The 19,119-nt window shown below is 51.7% G+C and carries 17 protein-coding genes; 8 read left to right on the top strand and 9 right to left on the bottom strand.

Features of this window, described 5'->3' with window-relative positions:
- Positions 1-66: 66 nt before the first annotated feature.
- The 4 genes from AMM48_RS17185 to AMM48_RS17170 all read right to left on the bottom strand — a co-directional run bounded on the left by AMM48_RS17185 (position 67) and on the right by AMM48_RS17170 (position 5,312).
- The gene (locus AMM48_RS17185; protein WP_102785140.1) at positions 67-1,803 is read right to left on the bottom strand and encodes an iron ABC transporter permease; all 1,737 of its coding nucleotides are present in this window, start codon (positions 1,801-1,803) and stop codon (positions 67-69) included.
- A gap of 192 nt (positions 1,804-1,995) precedes the next feature.
- Positions 1,996-3,021: a Fe(3+) ABC transporter substrate-binding protein gene (locus AMM48_RS17180; RefSeq protein WP_102785030.1), complete on the bottom strand. Its 1,026-nt coding sequence runs from the start codon at positions 3,019-3,021 to the stop codon at positions 1,996-1,998.
- A gap of 226 nt (positions 3,022-3,247) precedes the next feature.
- A complete protein-coding gene (locus AMM48_RS17175; protein ID WP_102785029.1) occupies positions 3,248-4,264 on the bottom strand; it encodes a Fe(3+) ABC transporter substrate-binding protein in 1,017 nt (338 codons plus the stop codon).
- A gap of 214 nt (positions 4,265-4,478) precedes the next feature.
- Positions 4,479-5,312, bottom strand: a complete 834-nt coding sequence (locus AMM48_RS17170) for a 3'-5' exonuclease (RefSeq protein WP_198413551.1) — start codon at positions 5,310-5,312, stop codon at positions 4,479-4,481.
- Positions 5,313-5,634: 322 nt separating this feature from the next.
- Here AMM48_RS17170 and AMM48_RS17165 point away from each other — a divergent pair, with 322 nt between their 5' ends.
- Positions 5,635-6,669 (top strand): ABC transporter substrate-binding protein, encoded by a 1,035-nt coding sequence (locus AMM48_RS17165; protein ID WP_101300188.1) that lies wholly within the window; start codon positions 5,635-5,637, stop codon positions 6,667-6,669.
- A gap of 84 nt (positions 6,670-6,753) precedes the next feature.
- Here AMM48_RS17165 and AMM48_RS17160 read toward each other — a convergent pair whose 3' ends face one another.
- Positions 6,754-7,290, bottom strand: a complete 537-nt coding sequence (locus tag AMM48_RS17160) for a MarR family transcriptional regulator (protein WP_022730624.1) — start codon at positions 7,288-7,290, stop codon at positions 6,754-6,756.
- Positions 7,291-7,531: 241 nt separating this feature from the next.
- Between AMM48_RS17160 and proV the strand changes: the two genes are divergently transcribed.
- The 3 genes from proV to proX all read left to right on the top strand — a co-directional run bounded on the left by proV (position 7,532) and on the right by proX (position 10,968).
- The gene (proV, locus tag AMM48_RS17155) at positions 7,532-8,737 is read left to right on the top strand and encodes a glycine betaine/L-proline ABC transporter ATP-binding protein ProV (protein ID WP_102785028.1); all 1,206 of its coding nucleotides are present in this window, start codon (positions 7,532-7,534) and stop codon (positions 8,735-8,737) included.
- A complete protein-coding gene (proW, locus tag AMM48_RS17150) occupies positions 8,730-9,851 on the top strand; it encodes a glycine betaine/L-proline ABC transporter permease ProW (RefSeq protein ID WP_102785027.1) in 1,122 nt (373 codons plus the stop codon). The genes proV and proW overlap by 8 nt, the downstream gene beginning before the upstream one ends.
- 100 nt (positions 9,852-9,951) lie before the next feature.
- On the top strand, positions 9,952-10,968 hold the full coding sequence (proX, locus tag AMM48_RS17145) for a glycine betaine/L-proline ABC transporter substrate-binding protein ProX (protein ID WP_102785026.1): 1,017 nt from the start codon (positions 9,952-9,954) through the stop codon (positions 10,966-10,968).
- A 128-nt stretch (positions 10,969-11,096) separates the two neighbouring features.
- Here proX and AMM48_RS17140 read toward each other — a convergent pair whose 3' ends face one another.
- Both AMM48_RS17140 and AMM48_RS17135 read right to left on the bottom strand, forming a co-directional pair.
- Positions 11,097-12,764 (bottom strand): HAMP domain-containing methyl-accepting chemotaxis protein, encoded by a 1,668-nt coding sequence (locus AMM48_RS17140; RefSeq protein ID WP_102785025.1) that lies wholly within the window; start codon positions 12,762-12,764, stop codon positions 11,097-11,099.
- 83 nt (positions 12,765-12,847) lie between these two features.
- Entirely contained in the window at positions 12,848-13,438 is a 591-nt protein-coding gene (locus AMM48_RS17135) for a PDC sensor domain-containing protein (protein WP_198413550.1), read from the bottom strand.
- A 294-nt stretch (positions 13,439-13,732) separates the two neighbouring features.
- Between AMM48_RS17135 and AMM48_RS17130 the strand changes: the two genes are divergently transcribed.
- From AMM48_RS17130 to AMM48_RS17120, 3 genes are all read left to right on the top strand, one after another.
- Positions 13,733-14,593 (top strand): proline/glycine betaine ABC transporter permease, encoded by an 861-nt coding sequence (locus AMM48_RS17130; protein ID WP_102785024.1) that lies wholly within the window; start codon positions 13,733-13,735, stop codon positions 14,591-14,593.
- Positions 14,593-15,621 (top strand): glycine betaine/L-proline ABC transporter ATP-binding protein, encoded by a 1,029-nt coding sequence (locus AMM48_RS17125; protein WP_102785023.1) that lies wholly within the window; start codon positions 14,593-14,595, stop codon positions 15,619-15,621. Before AMM48_RS17130 ends, AMM48_RS17125 begins: the two co-directional genes overlap by 1 nt.
- 89 nt (positions 15,622-15,710) lie before the next feature.
- Complete coding sequence (locus AMM48_RS17120) at positions 15,711-16,805, top strand: HD domain-containing phosphohydrolase (RefSeq protein ID WP_102785022.1); 1,095 nt, start codon at positions 15,711-15,713, stop codon at positions 16,803-16,805.
- Positions 16,806-16,857: 52 nt separating this feature from the next.
- On the opposite strand, the gene AMM48_RS17115 is transcribed toward AMM48_RS17120, so the two are convergent.
- On the bottom strand, positions 16,858-17,352 hold the full coding sequence (locus AMM48_RS17115; protein ID WP_102785021.1) for a M67 family metallopeptidase: 495 nt from the start codon (positions 17,350-17,352) through the stop codon (positions 16,858-16,860).
- Positions 17,353-17,387: 35 nt separating this feature from the next.
- A complete protein-coding gene (locus tag AMM48_RS17110) occupies positions 17,388-17,774 on the bottom strand; it encodes a hypothetical protein (protein ID WP_102785020.1) in 387 nt (128 codons plus the stop codon).
- Between the two features lie 291 nt (positions 17,775-18,065).
- On the opposite strand from AMM48_RS17110, the gene AMM48_RS17105 reads away from it, so the two are divergent.
- Positions 18,066-19,064 (top strand): RluA family pseudouridine synthase, encoded by a 999-nt coding sequence (locus tag AMM48_RS17105; RefSeq protein WP_102785019.1) that lies wholly within the window; start codon positions 18,066-18,068, stop codon positions 19,062-19,064.
- Positions 19,065-19,119 lie beyond the last annotated feature (55 nt).

Raw genomic sequence — 19,119 nt, 5'->3', positions numbered from 1 at the left:
AACTGGGCGCCTGTTGTGATGTACCTGACTTAGATAATCTGATGCGATGTCACCGCAAGGACAAAATCACTTGCCGTGGCCAGGACGTGACCGTGAAATCGCGCGGCTGAGCATAATAACCGGGATCACCCCGACCACAACAATGGTCAAGGCCCCAAGAGCTGCCTGTTCAATCATTTCATCCTTGGCAAACTGATAGACATACGTCGCCAGTGTATCAAAATTGAACGGCCGCAGGATCAAGGTTGCTGGGAGTTCTTTCATTCCGTCAACAAAGACAAGCACCGATGCCGCCAAAATGCCACCGCGCACCATCGGGAAATGAATGCGTTTTAGAGTTCCCCAAGGGCTTTCGCCCAAAGTACGTGCCGCGTCATCCATGCTGGGGCGAACTTTACCCAATGCCGCCTCGATCGAACCATACGATACCGCCATAAACCGAACGGCATATGCAAAGACCAGCGCAAACACTGTACCGCTCAACAACAAACCGGTCGAAATGCCGAATGTATCGCGCATGACCGCATCAACCGCATTATCAAAACGGGCAAACGGGATAAGAACGCCAATCGCCAGAACCGCGCCGGGCACTGCATAGCCCACCGATGAAAATCGAACACAGAATTTCAACAACGGTTGCGGGAACAGGCGCAGCGCATAGCCCATGAAAATCGCACATCCAACCGCAACCAGCGTTGCCAGTCCCGACACCAGTAGACTGTTCCCGGCAAACTCAAAGAAATCTGACGTCCAGCTTTGATCAAAATAGCCGATGGAATAGTAGATCAGAACAGCTGATGGTACGACAAAACCAAGCAGGATCGGCAGGATACAGACGGCCAAGGCACCCACCTTGCCCATCGGACCAAGATCATATCCCGGTAATTCCTGAAACCGGTTGGTGGTATCGTGGAACCGTTGGCGACGACGTGAATAGCGTTCAATCACCAAAAGCGCAATCACCACAGCCAGCATCGTCAAGGCAATCTGTGCTGCCCCACCGGCGTTGCCCATCCCAAGCCAAACATTGAAAATGCCCGCTGTAAGGGTATGGACAGCAAAGAAGTCAATCGTGCCAAAATCATTGAGCGTTTCCATCAATGCAATGACAACCCCGACCACAATCGCCGGACGGGCCAAGGGCAAGGCCACCGTGATGAATGAATTCCAAGAACTGCGTCCCAGTATGCGGGCGGCTTCGAGCACACAGATCGATTGCGCCAAAAAGGCGGCCCGCGCCAGCATATAGACGTAAGGATAAAGCGTCAGGCTGAGCACCACAATCGCCCCGCCCTTGGTACGAATATCGGGAAACCAGTAATCGCGCGCGGATTGCCAGCCGAAGACATCACGCAACATTCGCTGCAACGGCCCGGCATATTCAAGAAGATCGGTATAAACATAGGCAACGATATAGGCCGGAACCGCCATCGGCAGCAGCATCGCCCATTCAAAGAACCGCTTGCCCGGCAGCTTGCACATGGTGACAACCCACGCGCTTGAAACCCCGATCAATGTCACCCCGACCCCGACGCCAAGCATCAAAATGCCTGTATTTTTGAGGTATCGGGGCAGCATCGTCGATGCCAAGTGCGGCCAGATGTTTTCGGTCGGAAAGAGCGCGATATAAATCACCGCGACAATCGGGGCTGCCACCAGAATGGCGATCACAAACGCGCCAAACAACCAGATCGCAGATTGCCCACGCGGCAACCAGCGCATGGCAACGCTTCCGGTTGGTGTCCGCATCGGATCAAACGTTTCCGTGGCGACGGTCGGACGAATATCTTCGTCCCTTTTCATTTTGCGGCTTGTTTGGCGTGCGGTGTTCAATATCGTTCTCGTCTTCTTGGTCGAAGGCCACATCGTGATAGCCTGCAATGGCGCTTAAAGGCAAACGTTCAGACGCAACCCACCCCGGTAAATGCACCATTGCACGACATTTCGACCACACATACGCCCAACACGACGGACGATATGATTAATGCGCTGGGTCTATTCGTTAAATCCGACTTCATCAATCATGCGGATCGCATCCCCACGTTTTGCGGCAACGACATTCAACGACAAATCGTCGTGTTTGAACGTGCCCCATGAACGCACCATTTCCGACCAGGCCACGCCCGGTTTGACGGGATATTCAAAGTTGACATCGGCATACATGTGTTGTGCTTCATCACCCGACAGGAATTCCACCAGCTTGATGGCGTTTTCCTGATTGGGGGAATGCTTCATCAGGGCAACGCCGGAAATATTGACGTGTGTACCGCGATCCCCCTGGTTGGGGAAGACAATGCGCACGTCTTTGGCTGCCGGTGCCTTGTTGGGATCATCAAGCATCTTGCCGTAATAATACGAATTACCAATCGCGATATCACATACGCCCTGTGACACGGCTTCAATCTGGTCGATATCGGCCCCCTGAGGCTTGCGTGCAAGATTGTCCTTAAGGGCTGTCAGCCATTTTTTGGTATATGCTTCGTCATGATTGGCAATCATCGATGCGATCAACGCAATGTTATAAACATGCATGCCCGACCGGATACAAATGCGGCCTTTCCATTTTGGGTCTGCAAGGTCTTCGTAGGTGGCGATTTCATCGGGGGCAACACGATCAAGTGAGGTGTAAATGACACGTGCGCGGGTTGTCAGCCCGACCCAGAGATTATTCTCGTCACGGAACTGACCTGGGATGTTGCTACGGATTATATCGCTTTGAAGGGGTTGGGCAATATCGGCATCAACCGCATCCTGGATGCGGCCAATATCAACGGTTAAAAGCAAATCCGCCGGGCTGTTACGCCCTTCGTGTTTGATCCGTTCAACCAGTCCACTTTGTGAAAACAGCGTATTGACGCGAATACCGGTTTCCTCGGTAAAGCGTTTGAACATCGGTTCGATCAAAAATGGCTGGCGTAAGGAATAGACATTCACTTCTTCTGCTGCAGTGGCCGGCTGGTTCAACGATATGCCCATTGCGACCGCGACAAGACCAAAGACCGTTTTGCGCAGTGAAATCATGAATGCCTCTCTTGGGTGTGCCACGCGGGTTTGCAGCAATTAGGAATGATTTGTATTTGCTTTGGCCGAAATTAACGACCTCGCCCCCCATTTTGCAAGTCCCAAAACCACATATGAGCAATGCTCACGTGCCGAAACTCTGTCAAAATAACGTGATCACGAACGTAGAAAGGGGATGGCATATGACCATCCCCTTTGCAAAACAACGCAGTCTCAAATTGTCTGACTATTCGTTGTACCCGATTTCGTCGACCATCTTGATCGCCGCGGGCGTTAGACGGGCAATCTCGGCCAATGATACGGTATCAGCTTTGAACGTGCCCCATGATTTAACGTTTTCGGCCCACTCGACACCCGATTTGACAGGATACTCGTAATTTACCTCGGCATAGATTTTCTGTGCCACGTCGTCGCTTAGGAACTCCATCAGCTTGACCGCATTCTCCTGATTAGGGGCACCCTTGATCAGACTCATGCCGGAAATATTCATCGACATGCCGCGACCGTCCTGATTGGGGAAGACGATATTGACCGCTTCCGCCCACGGACGCTGTTCTTCATTCTCAAGCATCTTGCCATAGTAATACGTATTACCAATGGCAAGATCACATTCGCCTTCCTTGATCGCCTTGACCTGTGCGCGGTCATTGCCCTGCGGTTTGCGTGCAAGGTTTGATTTCAGGCCTTCAAGCCATGTCTTGGCTTTTTCTTCACCGTGAACGGCAATCATCGAAGCAAACAAGGCAACGTTGTAAACATGGGTGCCCGAACGGGTACATATGCGGCCTTCCCATTTCGGATCGGCAAGATCTTCGTAGGATGTGATTTCGCCTTCTGCAACCCGGTCCTTGGAGGCATAGATCGCACGACCACGCTGGGTCAGGGCAAACCAGTGCCCTTCGGGGTCACGCAGATGTGCCGGAATATTGGCAGCAAGGGTGTCGTTCGAAACGGCTTCGGTGACACCGGCATCGACCGCCTGCTGAATACGGCTGATATCAACTGTCATCAGGATATCGGCCGGGCTGTTGGCACCTTCCTGCTTGATACGTTCAACCAGACCTTTTTCCGCAAAGATCACATTGACCTTTACGCCACTCTGCTCCGTGAATTTTTCAAACAATGGTTCGACTAAAAATGCCTGGCGCAAAGAATAAACATTCACTTCCTGTGCGGATGCCGCCACCGCACCAAATGCTGCTGCGCCAAAGACTGCACCGCCGATAAGTTTCCCGATTTCCATCAGACCGTTCCCTTTTGAAGTTCAATTGCCTTGTATCTGATCTTTGAGGCTGCAACTCAGTTGCAGTCACCTGCTGCAATTAAGTCTCATCACCAATAATTTCAACAAGAAACTGCTCATTCAACCCGGGAACGTGAACTTTTTCACTTAATACACAGAACAGCGTATAAGTTTGGAAAGGCTGATCAGACTGTCTCAAATCGGGCTGATGTAATCACAGAACATTAAATGATCCACCGCTTGATGCGCGCCATCCATCAAGGAATTCCTGATAGGCAGGAATATCACCAGCGCGTTCTTCAAGCCACGACACTGTTAGATTGATCGCATGGTTATAGCTGTCATGGTCGGTTAGCCCGGTATGCAGCGCATGACGCAAATACAAAAGATAGGTGTTGAGCACATCGGTTTCGCAATAGCGTCGAATGCCGTCAATCTCGCCGTTGTCGAACATGCCCGACACCTTACTGCCATCGACCCCGGTTTTCCCCGGCAGATCAAGGGCGGCACAGACTTCGTTCATTTTGGTTCGCGCCGATGCCCCGTAATCAGACAGAACTTCGGCCAGGTCACAATGCCAGTTCGGTGCATAACGCGAGGTATAGTTTTCCCACTTGTTGGTCGATTGATGCAGCCAGCGCGCCGTCACACCGTGCTTCATCGCGCGGTATTTTAAAACCGGTAGATCAAACCCCCGCCCATTGAAACTGACAAGACGCGGGAACAGTTTCCCGCAATAGGCAAAGAACCCGTTGACCAAATCCTTTTCCTCGGATGTTAGATCACCGCCCGACCGCAGTTCTTCGATTTCGTACATTTCAAGATTGTCATCGCGCTGGATGGTGGCGCGTAGAAAACTGATGGCGACAACCTTGTGAAACGGCTGACGGGGAAAGCCATTGCGTCCATTGGTGATTTCAAGGTGATAGTCTTCAAGCATCTTGCGCCCGGTTTCCGGGTCCGGGGCGGTTTCACCTGTCAATTGCGGCAAGACGTCGATATCGGGAACGGTTTCGATATCAAAGACGAACAGACTGGTATGCATCATGACAGGCCCCACAGGTTTGTTTTGCCCAACATAACGATAAAACCCGTTAAACTCACGGAATTATCGCCACATAAAAATGCATTCCACTGACAGCTCCTGCCATGAATGTCAGGAGCCTTCTGCGATGATCATTCAAACCGTGTCCGGCATTCTTTGCGATAAATACCAATGCGCAGGGTTGCATGACTTTTGAACCCACGGTTAAACTCACATCACCTGTATCAGGGGCAAGGTCTGGTTTGAACCCGCGAGATCACGGCACGAACCTGCAAGACATTGCATTTGATGCGATTCCGGACCGCAACAACGAAGGGACAGAAGGATGAACACCCTGCCTACCGGAGCCGCAATGTTGATGGCCGCTGGCCTCGCATTTACCACATTCGCAACCACAGCACAGGCACAGGACGCATCCTGTGAAATAGATCGGCCGGTGATGTTCGCCGGACTGAACTATGACAGCGCCCTGTTCCATAATGCCGTGGCCCGTTTCATCATAGAAAAAGGCTACGGCTGTAAAACCGATGCCCTGCCCGGCGATGTCATCCCGCTCTTGACAGGGGCTGGCAAGGGCGATGTTGATGTCGTCATGGAAATCTGGCGCGACAATGTTGCTGACGCCTGGAAAAAGGCCGAGGCCGCCGGGAATGTCAGCCAAATCGGGGTTAATTTCGATGACGCCGTTGAAGGCTGGTTTGTCCCGCGCTATGTTATTGAAGGCGATGCCGAACGTGGTATCGAACCGATGGCCCCTGATCTGAAATCGGTCGATGATCTGCCCAAATACACCGACCTGTTTGCTGATGCTGAAGAACCCGGAAAAGGACGTTTTTACAACTGCCCGTCGGGCTGGGTCTGTGAAAAGGTCAATTCGGGTAAGCTTGCGGCCTATGGCCTTGATGACAGCTTCACCAATTTCCGTCCTGGTACCGGGGCGGCACTTTCAGCCGCCATCGCATCGGCACACAAACGCGGCAAGCCAGCCCTTTATTACTACTGGGGGCCGACGTGGGTGATGGGTCTTTATGACAGCTATCGTCTTGAAGAACCGGCGTATGACAAGGAAATCTTTGATGCGCTGAAAACCGATGCCACACCGACCAAAGCAACAGCCTATCCGCAAAGCACGGTAACAGTGGGTGTGAATAATGATTTCAAGGAAGCAGCCCCCAATCTGATCACGTTCCTGACCAACTATGAAACAAGCAATGCGCTGGTTTCTGAAATGCTGGCCTACATGCAGGAAAATGATGAAAAGCCAGATGGGGCTGCGCGTTATTTCCTGAAACAGAAACCTGATATCTGGAAATCATGGGTTCCTGAAAGTGTTGCGCAAAAGGTTGAAAGCGCGCTTTAAGGCCCTTGATACCAATAGACTTTCCAAACAAGGCGCAGTGAAATATCTGCGCCTTGTCAGCTTTTGATCACACTATTTGCGCGTTCATCGATCTTGGCTGGGTTCAAGATGGATTGGGAATGACGATAATATCGGATCAAGTTCATCATCACTGACCGATGGGCAGGTGTCGACGTCATCGGACGCCATCAGGTGTGCGACATGCTGAAGTGTCTCAAGAATTTCTCCGCGCTTGGCGACATCAAGCATCTGATAGCGGCGCATGAAGTGCCCGTCCATCAAGGGCGGCGTATCCACAAGAATTTCACGCCCCTTATCGGTCAGACAACTGTTCACAACGCGTTTGTCCGTGGCATTGCGCGTGCGCTTGATGAAATCACGGGTTTCAAGCCGGTTCAGGATTGTCGTTACCGTTGCTTGGCTGAGCGACACGTGGTGGGAAATCTGCCGCACCGTCACAGCTCCGAGCTCCTCAATCGCGAGTAGAACAACAAGCTGCGGAACAGTAAGACCACAAACTTTCATAACATATTTTGAATGAAGGTCTGTTGCCCGGATAATCTGCCGCAACGCAACAAGAACATCCAGAAATTCCCGCTTTTTTTGTTGTTTTTCAACCATAACACCACGTCTCCTCGTTCCCCAATCGTCGGAAGCGTAACGTGATTATAATTTGACATCAAATGTTTTGACCTGTAACCATCTGCCGACAAATTCAGACATGGCTTGGGGAAACCTGCGGGGCTTTTGGCCTCTTATGCCACCATCGACATAAAAACAGACTGATGAACGATGTTTGCCGCGCAAAGGCTGTTTGCCTGCGTGATGTGCGTTGTTTGTCGCCAAAAATCGACAAGGACTCATGACCGAAAAAATCGTTGTAAAAGACCTTTATAAAGTCTTTGGCGACCGTCCTGATCAGGCAATGCAAATGATCAATGACGGGGTCGACAAAGACGAAATCTTTGACAAAACTGGACAGACCGTTGGTGTTTGCGGGGCAAACTTCACCGTCAAACAAGGTGAAATATTTGTCGTCATGGGGCTGTCTGGCTCGGGAAAATCGACCCTTGTGCGACTATTGAACCGCCTGATTGAACCGACATCGGGTCAGGTTTTATATGATGGCGTTGATATTGCCGCGATGTCCGACGAAGAATTGCGCGACCTGCGCCGCCGCGACATGGCGATGGTGTTTCAATCCTTTGCCCTGATGCCGCATCTTTCGGTCATCGATAATGCATCGTTTGGTCTTGAGCTGGCGGGTATGGATGAAAAAGAGCGCCACAAACGCGCCCTTGTCGCACTTGAGCAAGTTGGCCTTCCCGCACATGCCAATTCATATCCCGATGAACTGTCGGGCGGCATGCAGCAACGTGTTGGCCTTGCGCGTGCGTTGGCCAATGATCCGGCTGTGATGTTGATGGATGAAGCCTTTTCCGCACTGGACCCTTTGATCCGTACGGAAATGCAGGATGAACTCCTGACCCTTCAGCGCGAACATAAACGCACGATCATCTTTATCTCGCACGATCTTGATGAAGCCATGCGGATCGGTGATCGTATCGCAATTATGGAAGGCGGCATTGTCGTTCAGGTCGGCACTCCAGAAGAAATTCTGAACAATCCGGCCAATGATTATGTCAAATCGTTTTTCCGCGGGGTTGATGTTTCCACCATCCTCAGCGCAAAGGACATTGCGTCAAAACGCGAAGTCACCGTGATCGAACGCGAAGGTGTTGGCCTTAAAACCGCGCTCAGCCGTTTGAATAAGGAAGACCGCGAATACGCCTATATCGTTGGCGACAAGCTTGATTTCCACGGTGTGATTTCGATCGATACCCTTGATGCCGCCATTAAATCGGGCGCGGATAAACTTTCAGCCGCCTTTTTACCCGGTGTTGAACCGGTTTCCCATGACACACAGCTTTCCGAACTGATCGGAACTGTAGCGCACGCCCCGTGCGGTGTGCCTGTTGTTGGTGATGACGGAAAATATATGGGCGTGATCAAGAAAGCCAACCTGCTGGCAACACTCGACCGTGAAGGAGATGGCACCAATGGCTGATAACAGTAATCCTTGGGGCCAGACCAACGCCACTACCGAACGTACTGATAGCGCATCAGGGGCTGCATCAACTGGTGCATCTGGCCCGGGTGGCGCTACTGGCACCGCGGCCCCATCTGGTCCGGGCGGCGGCACTGGCGACGCGGCATCATCAACCGATTGGTTGTCTAATGCCGCCCCTGCCCCGGAAAAGCATTTTGATATCCTGCATCCCTTTCAGGATGCCGTGATCCCGCTGGATGGCTGGGTCAATGATGGTCTTGATTGGATTGTCACGCACTTCCGCAGTGTTTTCCAGGCCATCCGCTGGCCAATTGATGCGGTTCTGACCGGCGTTGAAACCGGACTTCAGGCAACACCAGCCATCATCGTCATCATTGTTATGGCACTGATTGCATGGCAACTGGCCGGACGCCGCCTTGCCATTGGCACCATGATTTCCATGATTGTTGTTGGCCTTATTGGCGCATGGTCGGAAGCAATGGTGACATTGTCGCTTGTTCTGACATCGGTATTTTTCTGTATTGTGATTGGTCTTCCGACTGGCATTTGGCTGGCGCGTAACGAACGTGCATCGAATGCAGTCCGTCCAATCCTTGATGCAATGCAGACCACCCCGGCGTTTGTTTATCTGGTGCCGATTGTGATGCTGTTTGGTATCGGCAATGTGCCGGGTGTTGTGGTGACCATTATCTTTGCCCTGCCACCCCTGATCCGCCTGACCATCCTTGGCATCCGTCAGGTCCCAAGCGATCTGGTTGAAGCCGCCCGTTCATTTGGGGCCAGCCCGAAACAGCTTCTGTTTCGTGTGCAGTTGCCGCTTGCGATGCCGACCATCATGGCCGGCGTCAACCAAACCCTGATGCTTGCCCTTTCGATGGTTGTGATTGCATCGATGATTGCGGTTGGCGGTCTTGGTCAGATGGTTCTGCGCGGTATTGGCCGACTTGATATGGGGCTGGCAACGATTGGCGGGGTTGGCATTGTTCTGCTGGCCATCGTTCTCGATCGCATGACCCAGGCGCTGGGCAAGGACCAGCGGTCCAAAGGCACACGGCACTGGTATGAAGCTGGTCCTGCGGCACTTGTGCGATCAGTTCTGGGCAAAAAATAATACACATAAACGAGATAGCGGGCGGAACCTTTTGCGGTTCCGTCAGTTTGGAGAACGGGGTCAACCAATACGACCTCAATCTATCAACAAGGAGAAGTTCATGACGTTCCTGAAGAAACTTTCTGCGGGTGCTGCTATTGCCGTTACCGGCTCAATGCTGATGACCGGCACTGCGTTTGCTGACAACATGATGCCGGGTGAAGGCGTTGAAGTTCAGCCGCTTAAAAGCTCCATCGCTGAAGAAACCTTTCAGACCGTTGTGGTTATGAAGGCTCTTGAAGAGCTTGGTTACGACGTTAAAGACATCCAGGAAATCGAATATGCGGCTGGCCATGTTGCCATTGGCAATGGTGATGCGACCTTTATGGCCGATCACTGGAATCCGCTGCATGCCGATTTCTACAAGGCCGCCGGCGGTGTTGAAAAAATCTATCGCGAAGGTGTTTATTCACCGGGGGCGCTTCAGGGTTATCTGATCGATAAAAAAACGGCTGATGAATATAACATTACCAATATCGAACAGCTTAAAGACCCGAAAATCGCGGCATTGTTTGATACCAATGACGATGGCAAAGCCGACCTTTCGGGCTGCAACCCGGGCTGGGGCTGTGAAGGTGTGATTGAAAACCACCTTGATGCCTATGGCCTGCGCGACACCGTTACCCACAATCAGGGTTCCTATTCGGCCATCATCGCCGATACGATCACCCGTTACAAAGCCGGTGAATCGGTCCTGTATTACACATGGACCCCGTATTGGGTGTCGGGCGTTCTGGTCCCGGGTAAAGACGTGACCTGGTTGCAGGTTCCGTTCTCATCGCTTCCGGGTGAAAACAAGGATGCCGATACCGCCCTTCCAGACGGCAGCAACTATGGTTTCCAGGTCAACAACCAGCAGATCATCGCCAACAAAGCATGGACCGATGAAAATCCAGCGGCGGCGAAGCTGTTTGCAATCATGGAACTGTCGGCCAATGATATCTCGGCTGAAAACCTTGCCATGCGCGACGGTGAAAAATCCGCCGAAGACATCGCACGTCATGCCGATGCCTGGATCAAAGGCCATCGCGCAACCTTCGACGGCTGGCTCGAAGAAGCCCGCGCTGCGGCGAAGTAATCCAATTGACTACCGCGATCAGGATTTAACCTGATCGCCAATCACTAAACACCCCGCAGGAGACATCTTGCGGGGTGTTTGACTTATCTGAGGTGTTCGTCACGGGCCCTTTTGCCTTTCACACAGGTTTAGTGAATGTTTTCAATAAACTTGTTGGCATTTTGGTGCAGGCGATCCGCCTCGCCGGTTAAGTCAGACGAAGACCGACGGACCTCTTCGGTGATTTCGCTGGCGTGATGGATTGAGCTTGAGACGTCTTCGATATCGCGGCTCACCCGGTGGATGGTGGTATCGGCGTGTTCAATTGTTGTTGTGATATCGTTTGCTGCACTTGATTGCCGTTCAACCGCGTTTGAAATCTCGATTGAAACGCTCTGCACCTGATCTATACATTCGCGGATTTCGGAAATCGCATCGGCGGTTTGTCCCGAAATGGACTGGACAGATGCAATCTGACGGGTGATGTCCTCCGTCGCCTTGGCGGTTTGGTTTGCCAGTGTCTTGACCTCGTTGGCCACAACGGCAAAGCCCTTGCCAGCGTCGCCCGCACGGGCTGCCTCAATCGTTGCGTTCAAGGCAAGAAGGTTGGTTTGTTCAGCAATGTCCTGAATGAGTTTTACAACATCGCCAATCTTTTCAGCTTCTGATGAAAGGTTCGCGACCGTTTCATCCGTGTGGCGGGTTTGATCAACTGCCGTTTCAATTACCGCCCGTGCGCCAAACACCTGCTGAGATACCTCTTCGAGTGCGATGCGTAACGTTCCGGCGGCTTCGGTGATTGAGCGCACATCGGCGGTCGCCTCTGCGACCCGTTCAAGGACTTTTTCAGTTTTCTGGCGAGAGTCATCTGTTGTTGTAAACAGTGTTTGCGCATTGCCGCTCAGAGCGCTTGCCGCGTTACGGACGCTATCGACAATTTGCCCGATGGTGTTTCGGAACGACACGGACGTGTCTGCAAGCCGCTGTTTATTTTCCGAACGGTTGCGTTCTTCGAGTTCATCGCGTTCTTTACGCATATGCTCGACCCGAATGGCATTGGCCTTAAAAATACTAAGCGCGTGCGCCATTTCACCGATTTCATCTCCGCGGCCTGAGGCCGGAATATCAACCTCAAGATGACCATCGGCAAGATCGGTCATGACCCCGGACATCAACTGTAAGGGGCTTGCCACGATCTTTTGAATGATAACAACCAGCACAATCAACAGTACCGCCAGTAGTACAAAGGCAATTGCGGCAAGGCGAAATGCGTTATCACGCATGTCCGCTTCAAGGGCATCAAACCCCCAGCCCGATACAATCACACCGTTGGGCGCATCCGATTTACCAAAAAACGATGGCGATGCAACAACTTGCTTTCCGGCGATCATTTTTTCCTGCGGCGCGCCACCGGCGAGCACAGCAGCAACCATTTTTTGAACTTCTGCGACGTCAGGGGCGGCTTCATCAGGCTGGAGAAATCTGGTTATTTCTTCGCCCGCAATATCAAACACAATCGCAGATGCCAGACCACTGTCACTATTTTCGATCAATGAGCCGAAGCTGGCAACAATCGCATCTTCCTTGCGAAATTTGACCGCGCCACCAATCTGCGAGGCAATCAGGTTCGTAACGACCCGGTTGCTTTCAGACAGTTTTGTACGGGCCGAGTCAACAGAGAACGCGATCCCCAGATAGATCACTGCCAAAAACGCCACTGTCACGACGGCAGCGACCACTGCCAACAACTTCCCCCGGATCGACCACCCGCTTTTTTTAAAGTCCGGGATACTGGAACTTTGCGCTGCCAGGCTCATCTCATCACTCCGGTCATATTGCAAAATTTATATGCCGGATGAGACATGGGCATATCCATCCGGCATTTGTTTTGATCAGGGTTCTATTGCAAGAGTTCGACGTTAATGCCGACTGTGACCGCCCCGATGACGCTGCCATCAGCGGCATCAACCACCGGAAGACTTAATTGCGACTGATAGGTCTGGGTCGATTCATCAAGTTCGACATCGCCAAGATGAATGGCATCTTTTCCGGCACTGTATGTTTCTTGCCATTTGGCTTCATCACCCTGCCAGTAGTCACTGGTGATGCCACTTTGCCCGACGTTCAGGCCCTTGTTATCCATGACGAATATTTCAGTAATCAGGCCTTCGGATTCTTCGGATTTCTGTTTCAGGAAGCTCGACAGATCACGACCAAGAACCTCATCGATCATGGGCTGACTTGCAGCGGATGTTTCTGCCCGCCACTGTTTGTCCAGCTCGTCAATGTCGGCCTGGCCGAGTGACGCATTCTTTTCGTTCTGCATCTTGACCGCATCAATCACCACCGGATCACCGATCCACCCTTTGACGTCCTCGGCGAAGCTTTTCAATTCGGCCTCATATTCATTGGCATGCACGGTACCTACACTAACAAACGACATAAGTGTTAGTGCGCATGCCGTCGTTATCGTTACCAATTTCAGTGACATCATACTCTCCCGGATCATTTCAACGTTCGACAGGTGGGCTGCATTCATCAATGAATACAAACAAGTTTGGACGTGGGAATTGCCACACAGATATCAATTAAAATTATTTCGATAAATTCGCTTTCTGCCTCTTGATTGCAGATTTGCATTCCCCAACGCTTCACTAGGGTCTGAATGTCAGGAGCGTCTGGCAGGAGCACCGTGCTCGGGTCATTTTAACCGTGTGTTACGAGATTGATCTTGTTAGGCTCTTCCGCTCGTTGATTTATTGAGCAAATCGGGCAAAGCGCCATCATGTTTCCAGAACAGTTGAATGTGCCGTTGGGCAAATGGGTCAATCAGTTCGTTGATTGGCTGGTGATCAATTATGGTGCGGCGTTTGAGGCCTTTGCCGATAGCCTGCTAACGGTGCTGGTCGCGCTAGAACAAGTTTTGCGCGGCGCCCCGTGGTGGGTTGTCCTGATTGCGATTGCCGCGATCACGTGGCATGCCAGCAAGAACTGGAAACTGGCGACAGGCCTTGTGATTGCGATGTTTGCCATTGGCACACTTGGCCTTTGGGACAAGGCGATGCAGACCTTGGCCCTTATGATTGTTGCCACGTCGCTTTCAGTGATTATTGGGGTACCGGTCGGCATTGCCATGGCGATGTCAAACCGCCTAAGGGCCATCATGTTGCCCGTGCTTGATACCATGCAAACCATGCCGAGCTTTGTGTACCTGATCCCTGCCCTAATGCTGTTTGGCTTGGGCAAGGTTCCGGCCATTCTGGCCACGGTTATTTATGCCGCACCACCGGTCATCCGACTAACCGATTTGGGCATTCGCCTTGTCGATCAGGAAGTTCTCGAAGCATCGCGCTCGTTTGGCGCCAGCCGCAAACAAATCCTGTTTGGCGTACAGTTGCCATTAGCGCTTCCCAATATCATGGCCGGGATCAATCAAACCACGATGATGTCGATTTCAATGGTCGTGATCGCATCGATGATTGGGGCACGTGGCCTTGGCGAGCAAGTATTGATGGGCATTCAACGTTTGGACGTTGGGGCCGGCATGGAAGCCGGAATTGCGATTGTGTTGCTGGCGGTTGTGTTTGACCGGATCGGACAGGCTTATGGCAAACGATCACAACGCAGCCATGCGGAGGACGTGTGATGAGCTACATCGAAATCCGCAATATTTTCAAAATCTTTGGCCCTGATCCCGAGGGGGCACTTGAACTGGCAAGGGCCGGTTCTGATAAGGATGAAATCCTTGCCAAAACAGGCCATACGGTTGGCCTGCATGATGTTTCCCTGTCGATTGAACAGGGGGAAACCTTTGTCGTCATGGGTCTTTCCGGGTCGGGGAAATCAACCCTGATCCGACACTTAAACCGCCTGATTGACCCAACGGCGGGAAGCGTTTCTTTTGGCGGTGAGGATATCCTTGCGATGGATATTCCGGCCTTGAATGCGTTTCGGCGCAAACGGCTTGGCATGGTGTTTCAGAGGTTTGGATTGTTGCCCCATCGCAATGTGATGGATAACGTTGCCTATGGCCTCGAAATTCAGGGTACAGATCGTAAATCCCGTGAGGCCGCCGCATCAAAATGGATTGAGCGAGTTGGACTTGCCGGATACGAAGCCAAATTCCCCGATCAGCTGTCAGGAGGCATGCAACAGCGTGTTGGTCTTGCGCGCGCGCTTGCGACCGACCCGGAAGTTCTTTTGATGGACGAGGCTTTCTCGGCCCTTGATCCGCTTATTCGCAGCGACATGCAAGACGAGTTGATGAAGCTTCAGGCAGAGCTTCATAAAACCATTGTGTTTATTACCCATGATCTAGACGAGGCACTTAAACTCGGCGACCGGATCGCAATTTTGAAAGATGGCAAACTGGTACAAGTCGGACGACCCGAGGAAATCATCCTTCATCCCGCCGATGATTACGTGCAAGACTTTACCCGTGATGTGAACCGGGGGCGTGTGCTGCGGGCCCGAAGCGTCATGCAGCGTTTAACACCCGGGTCAGACCGATCTGAGGATGACAGTAATGCGCCTGTCATTCGCGACGACACACGGCTTGAGGATATCGTGAGCATATCACTCAAAACCGGACAGACCATTTCAGTAATGGATCGAGATGACAATCGGGTGGGATTGATTGACCGAGATCAAGTTATTTCCGCATTGTCTCGATAACATGAAAAAATGCTTATAGTTGAATTTCATCTCATACAGGTATAAGTCGACAGGAATAACAAAGATAACACTTTAAATAACGGGCCGCAGTGAACGACAGACAGAACATTATCCATGTCCTCTGCGACGAAGAACACCGCCATATGTTGCCATCAGCGCTTATGGGGTTCGGGGTGCGTTTGCTTGATCCGCACAAGCCAATCCCGGGCAGCACAATGATTTTGATGGTAGATGTCGACCTTCGGAATCCTGAAATGGTCGCCCGACTGCGCGAATTTCGCAAAGTAACGCAACGTGGTTCGGATCAGATCTTTGCCATTGGCAAAAACGATTTACAAGACGAACTACAGGCAACCGCGTTGGGAGCCAGAAAGACCATTACCAAGCCAATCAACGAAAAAGTATTGGCCAAACATATTGAAGAACGCCGCGTTGCCTTGGGCCTGACCGGGCAAACAGCCATTACCGCCGCACAAGCCGGCGCACAAGCCATTCAGGACAGTTTTGACGAAGCCAAAGGCGATACACCGGTCAATACCGATAAAATAAGCGAAGCTGGTAAGAACATTGCGGCATCTATTGCTGATCTGGGTATTTCAGAATGGCTCAGCACAGTCCGGGTTTATCACCAATCCACATTCCAGCATATCCTGCTGGTGACCGGCATTGCCTGTGCATTTGCGCAAAACACCGGCATGAGCAATTCAGACATTGCCAAGCTGACCCAAGCGGGTCTCTTACATGATATCGGCAAGGTTTGGATACCCGAGGAGATTCTCGACAAACCCGGAAAGCTGACTGCTGAGGAGTTTGACATCGTCAAGCGTCACCCGATGGATGGCTATAACAAACTGTCCTCACAGGGCAATATTGATCCGTTGATCCTGCATGGTGTGCGGCATCATCATGAATATCTCAATGGCAGTGGCTATCCCGATGGCCTGTCTGCGCCCGAAATTCCCGATTTAACGCGCATTTTAACCATATGTGACATCATGGGCGCCTTGCTCGAAGACCGGTCCTACAAGCCACCTTTTAGCATCGAAAGATCCACCTCCATTCTGATGAAGATGGCCGATGACGGTAAAGTTGAGCGGGCTCTTGTTCGTGTACTTGCACATGTGATGACCCAGCATTGGACACCGGCAGAGCATGCGAAAAATTCTGGCGCGCTGAAAGCCTAGGACAATCCCCCGCCCCATGCGCACACCGATCAAATCGCCTGCGTTTCCTTGATCAGATATCTTGTTCAATCAGTTTGCAGCGCTGGAAATAGCGGATGTTTTCGCCACTATCGGCATCGATCATTTTTTGATGCATGATCCGATACATGCCACTGGCCAGTGCGCCGGTGTGGTTGGTCGCGATGATCAACCACAAGAATGCGTGTTCATCGGCCCGGTCCCGGTCGGTATTGGATGGTAAGGCGTTGCCGTTCGGATGGGAATGGAAACATCCGACAATTTCCTCGCCGGTTTCCCTGACGGTCCGGTGGGTATCAATCAAGGTTTGCGGATCAATTTCAAAGGTCTTTTGCGGTTCATCGGCAACATTTCGGGCAACAACCACGCGCTGAATGCGATCAGGAACGGCCTTTGAAGCGATCAGAAGGCCACAGGTTTCCTCCGGCCAATGCAGGGCGCAAAGATCCCGAATTTCTCCATGCAGGCGTGCCGAAAAGTAAACCCGGTTTTGGTTCTGCCGGTTCTTTTCACTGCCCTGCCCCCCCATGCATTATTTTCCTTTTGATTGGCCCGTATGGCCGCCTACTGCACGGATGATCCAAGCAGGATACGCCCCAGAACCTTTTTTTTCTCAATCGATACGATGACAAGGCGTGAAGCGTTGCCCTCATCCCCCTCGATATGCAAGGTCACATCGTTGCCCTGACGTGAATAGCTAACAAGTTTCTCGCCGGGGGCTATATCAACCGCAATATCGCCAAATGCAGACAGCGAAGCAGAGGGCATCATTGGTGCCGCATTTGATGACACAACATCCCCCGCCAAAGGAACAGACGGGTTTACGGGTGAAACCGATGTCGTTTTTGGATCATCTGCATTCTTGTCAAGGGACAGCCCATAGGCCACCAGACCAATGCCGACAACAATGAGCACGCCCATAAAAAGAACTAAAACCTTAACGATACGCATCGTAATTCCAACCGATAAAACTGTGTGATCGCTGCATTTTCGACCTTGTGAAACCGATCACGCAAAACGTATGTCAACGCCATAGCGCCATGATCAACGAATTGCAAGTTCCCAAAATGCGATTGATCCGTGATTGTGATGAGGATCAAGCATGATTAAAAGTCTGTCACCACATTTCATTTGATTGCATTACACGTCAGACGCGCTAAAACCTGCAAAACAAAGGTATCACGCCTGCCCTGACGTCATAACGATGTCGCCTTGCATGGCATAACAACACACACTTGGCAGATGAACGAAACCGATCAGAGTACAGAGATCCTTGAACATACCGCCACGTCCGCGGACGAAGGTGCACGCCTTGACAAGGTTCTGGCTGGTGCATGGCCGGAACAATCGCGTTCCCGGATCAAGTCCCTGATTGAAGACGGGCATCTTTTGCAAAATGATCAAACCGTTCTGAAAATGTCGGGAAAGGTCAAAGGCGGCGATAAATTCGTCCTTACGATCCCGCCTGCTGAGCCAGCCCTGCCCGAAGCCGAAGATATCAAGCTTGATGTCCTTTATGAGGACGATGACCTTCTGGTGATCAACAAGCCTGCAGGCATGGTCGTCCATCCGGCCGCAGGCAATGAAAGCGGCACACTGGTAAACGCCTTGCTCGCGCATTGTGGCGACAGCCTGTCGGGGATTGGCGGGGTTAGACGCCCGGGGATCGTCCATCGACTTGATAAAGACACCAGCGGGGCGATGGTGGTTGCCAAGAACGATGCTGCACACCGTGGGCTTTCGACCCTGTTTTCCGAAGATAAAGACAATATCGACCGGGCATACCTTGCGGTTGTGTGGGGCGTTCCGGCCAAAAGCGACGGCGAAATCGAAGGAAACATCGGGCGTAGTCCGCGTAATCGCAAGAAGATGACGGTCTTGAAATCTGGGGGGAAATACGCACTTACCAGATACAAATTACTGCAAAAACGCGACGACTCGCTGGCATCACTGGTTGAATGCCGCCTCGCGACCGGTAGAACCCACCAAATCCGCGTTCATATGAGCCATATCGGACACTCACTTGTGTGTGATCCTGTTTACGGTAGAAATAAACATTCACAGAAGTTCAACTTCGAAACGCAAGAAATTTTGAACGCATTCAATAAACAAGCCCTACATGCCAGAACCCTTGGGTTTGTGCACCCAAACACAGGTACGTTTATTTCGACGACAGCCCCCCTCCCCGACGACCTCACAGCCCTTATTGAAAGCCTAAACCTATCCATTGAGATAGGTTGAACTAGACTTTATGGTCTAAACACCATTGACGAGGCCTAATACCCATGTATAGCAT

Origin of the sequence: Thalassospira sp. GB04J01 (genome assembly GCF_000751115.1) — a bacterium.
Lineage (GTDB): Bacteria > Pseudomonadota > Alphaproteobacteria > Rhodospirillales > Thalassospiraceae > Thalassospira > Thalassospira lucentensis.
The sequence above is the reverse complement of the archived record's forward strand: the minus strand, read 5'-3'. Positions and strand labels throughout refer to the sequence as shown.

Coding starts and splice junctions, on each gene's coding strand:
- AMM48_RS17185 (WP_102785140.1), bottom strand. CDS start 1,803: ATGAAAAGGGACGAAGATATTCGTCCGACCGTCGCCACGGAAACGTTT.
- AMM48_RS17180 (WP_102785030.1), bottom strand. CDS start 3,021: ATGATTTCACTGCGCAAAACGGTCTTTGGTCTTGTCGCGGTCGCAATG.
- AMM48_RS17175 (WP_102785029.1), bottom strand. CDS start 4,264: ATGGAAATCGGGAAACTTATCGGCGGTGCAGTCTTTGGCGCAGCAGCA.
- AMM48_RS17170 (WP_198413551.1), bottom strand. CDS start 5,312: ATGATGCATACCAGTCTGTTCGTCTTTGATATCGAAACCGTTCCCGAT.
- AMM48_RS17165 (WP_101300188.1), top strand. CDS start 5,635: ATGAACACCCTGCCTACCGGAGCCGCAATGTTGATGGCCGCTGGCCTC.
- AMM48_RS17160 (WP_022730624.1), bottom strand. CDS start 7,290: ATGGTTGAAAAACAACAAAAAAAGCGGGAATTTCTGGATGTTCTTGTT.
- proV (WP_102785028.1), top strand. CDS start 7,532: ATGACCGAAAAAATCGTTGTAAAAGACCTTTATAAAGTCTTTGGCGAC.
- proW (WP_102785027.1), top strand. CDS start 8,730: ATGGCTGATAACAGTAATCCTTGGGGCCAGACCAACGCCACTACCGAA.
- proX (WP_102785026.1), top strand. CDS start 9,952: ATGACGTTCCTGAAGAAACTTTCTGCGGGTGCTGCTATTGCCGTTACC.
- AMM48_RS17140 (WP_102785025.1), bottom strand. CDS start 12,764: ATGAGCCTGGCAGCGCAAAGTTCCAGTATCCCGGACTTTAAAAAAAGC.
- AMM48_RS17135 (WP_198413550.1), bottom strand. CDS start 13,438: ATGTCACTGAAATTGGTAACGATAACGACGGCATGCGCACTAACACTT.
- AMM48_RS17130 (WP_102785024.1), top strand. CDS start 13,733: ATGTTTCCAGAACAGTTGAATGTGCCGTTGGGCAAATGGGTCAATCAG.
- AMM48_RS17125 (WP_102785023.1), top strand. CDS start 14,593: ATGAGCTACATCGAAATCCGCAATATTTTCAAAATCTTTGGCCCTGAT.
- AMM48_RS17115 (WP_102785021.1), bottom strand. CDS start 17,352: ATGGGGGGGCAGGGCAGTGAAAAGAACCGGCAGAACCAAAACCGGGTT.
- AMM48_RS17110 (WP_102785020.1), bottom strand. CDS start 17,774: ATGCGTATCGTTAAGGTTTTAGTTCTTTTTATGGGCGTGCTCATTGTT.
- AMM48_RS17105 (WP_102785019.1), top strand. CDS start 18,066: ATGAACGAAACCGATCAGAGTACAGAGATCCTTGAACATACCGCCACG.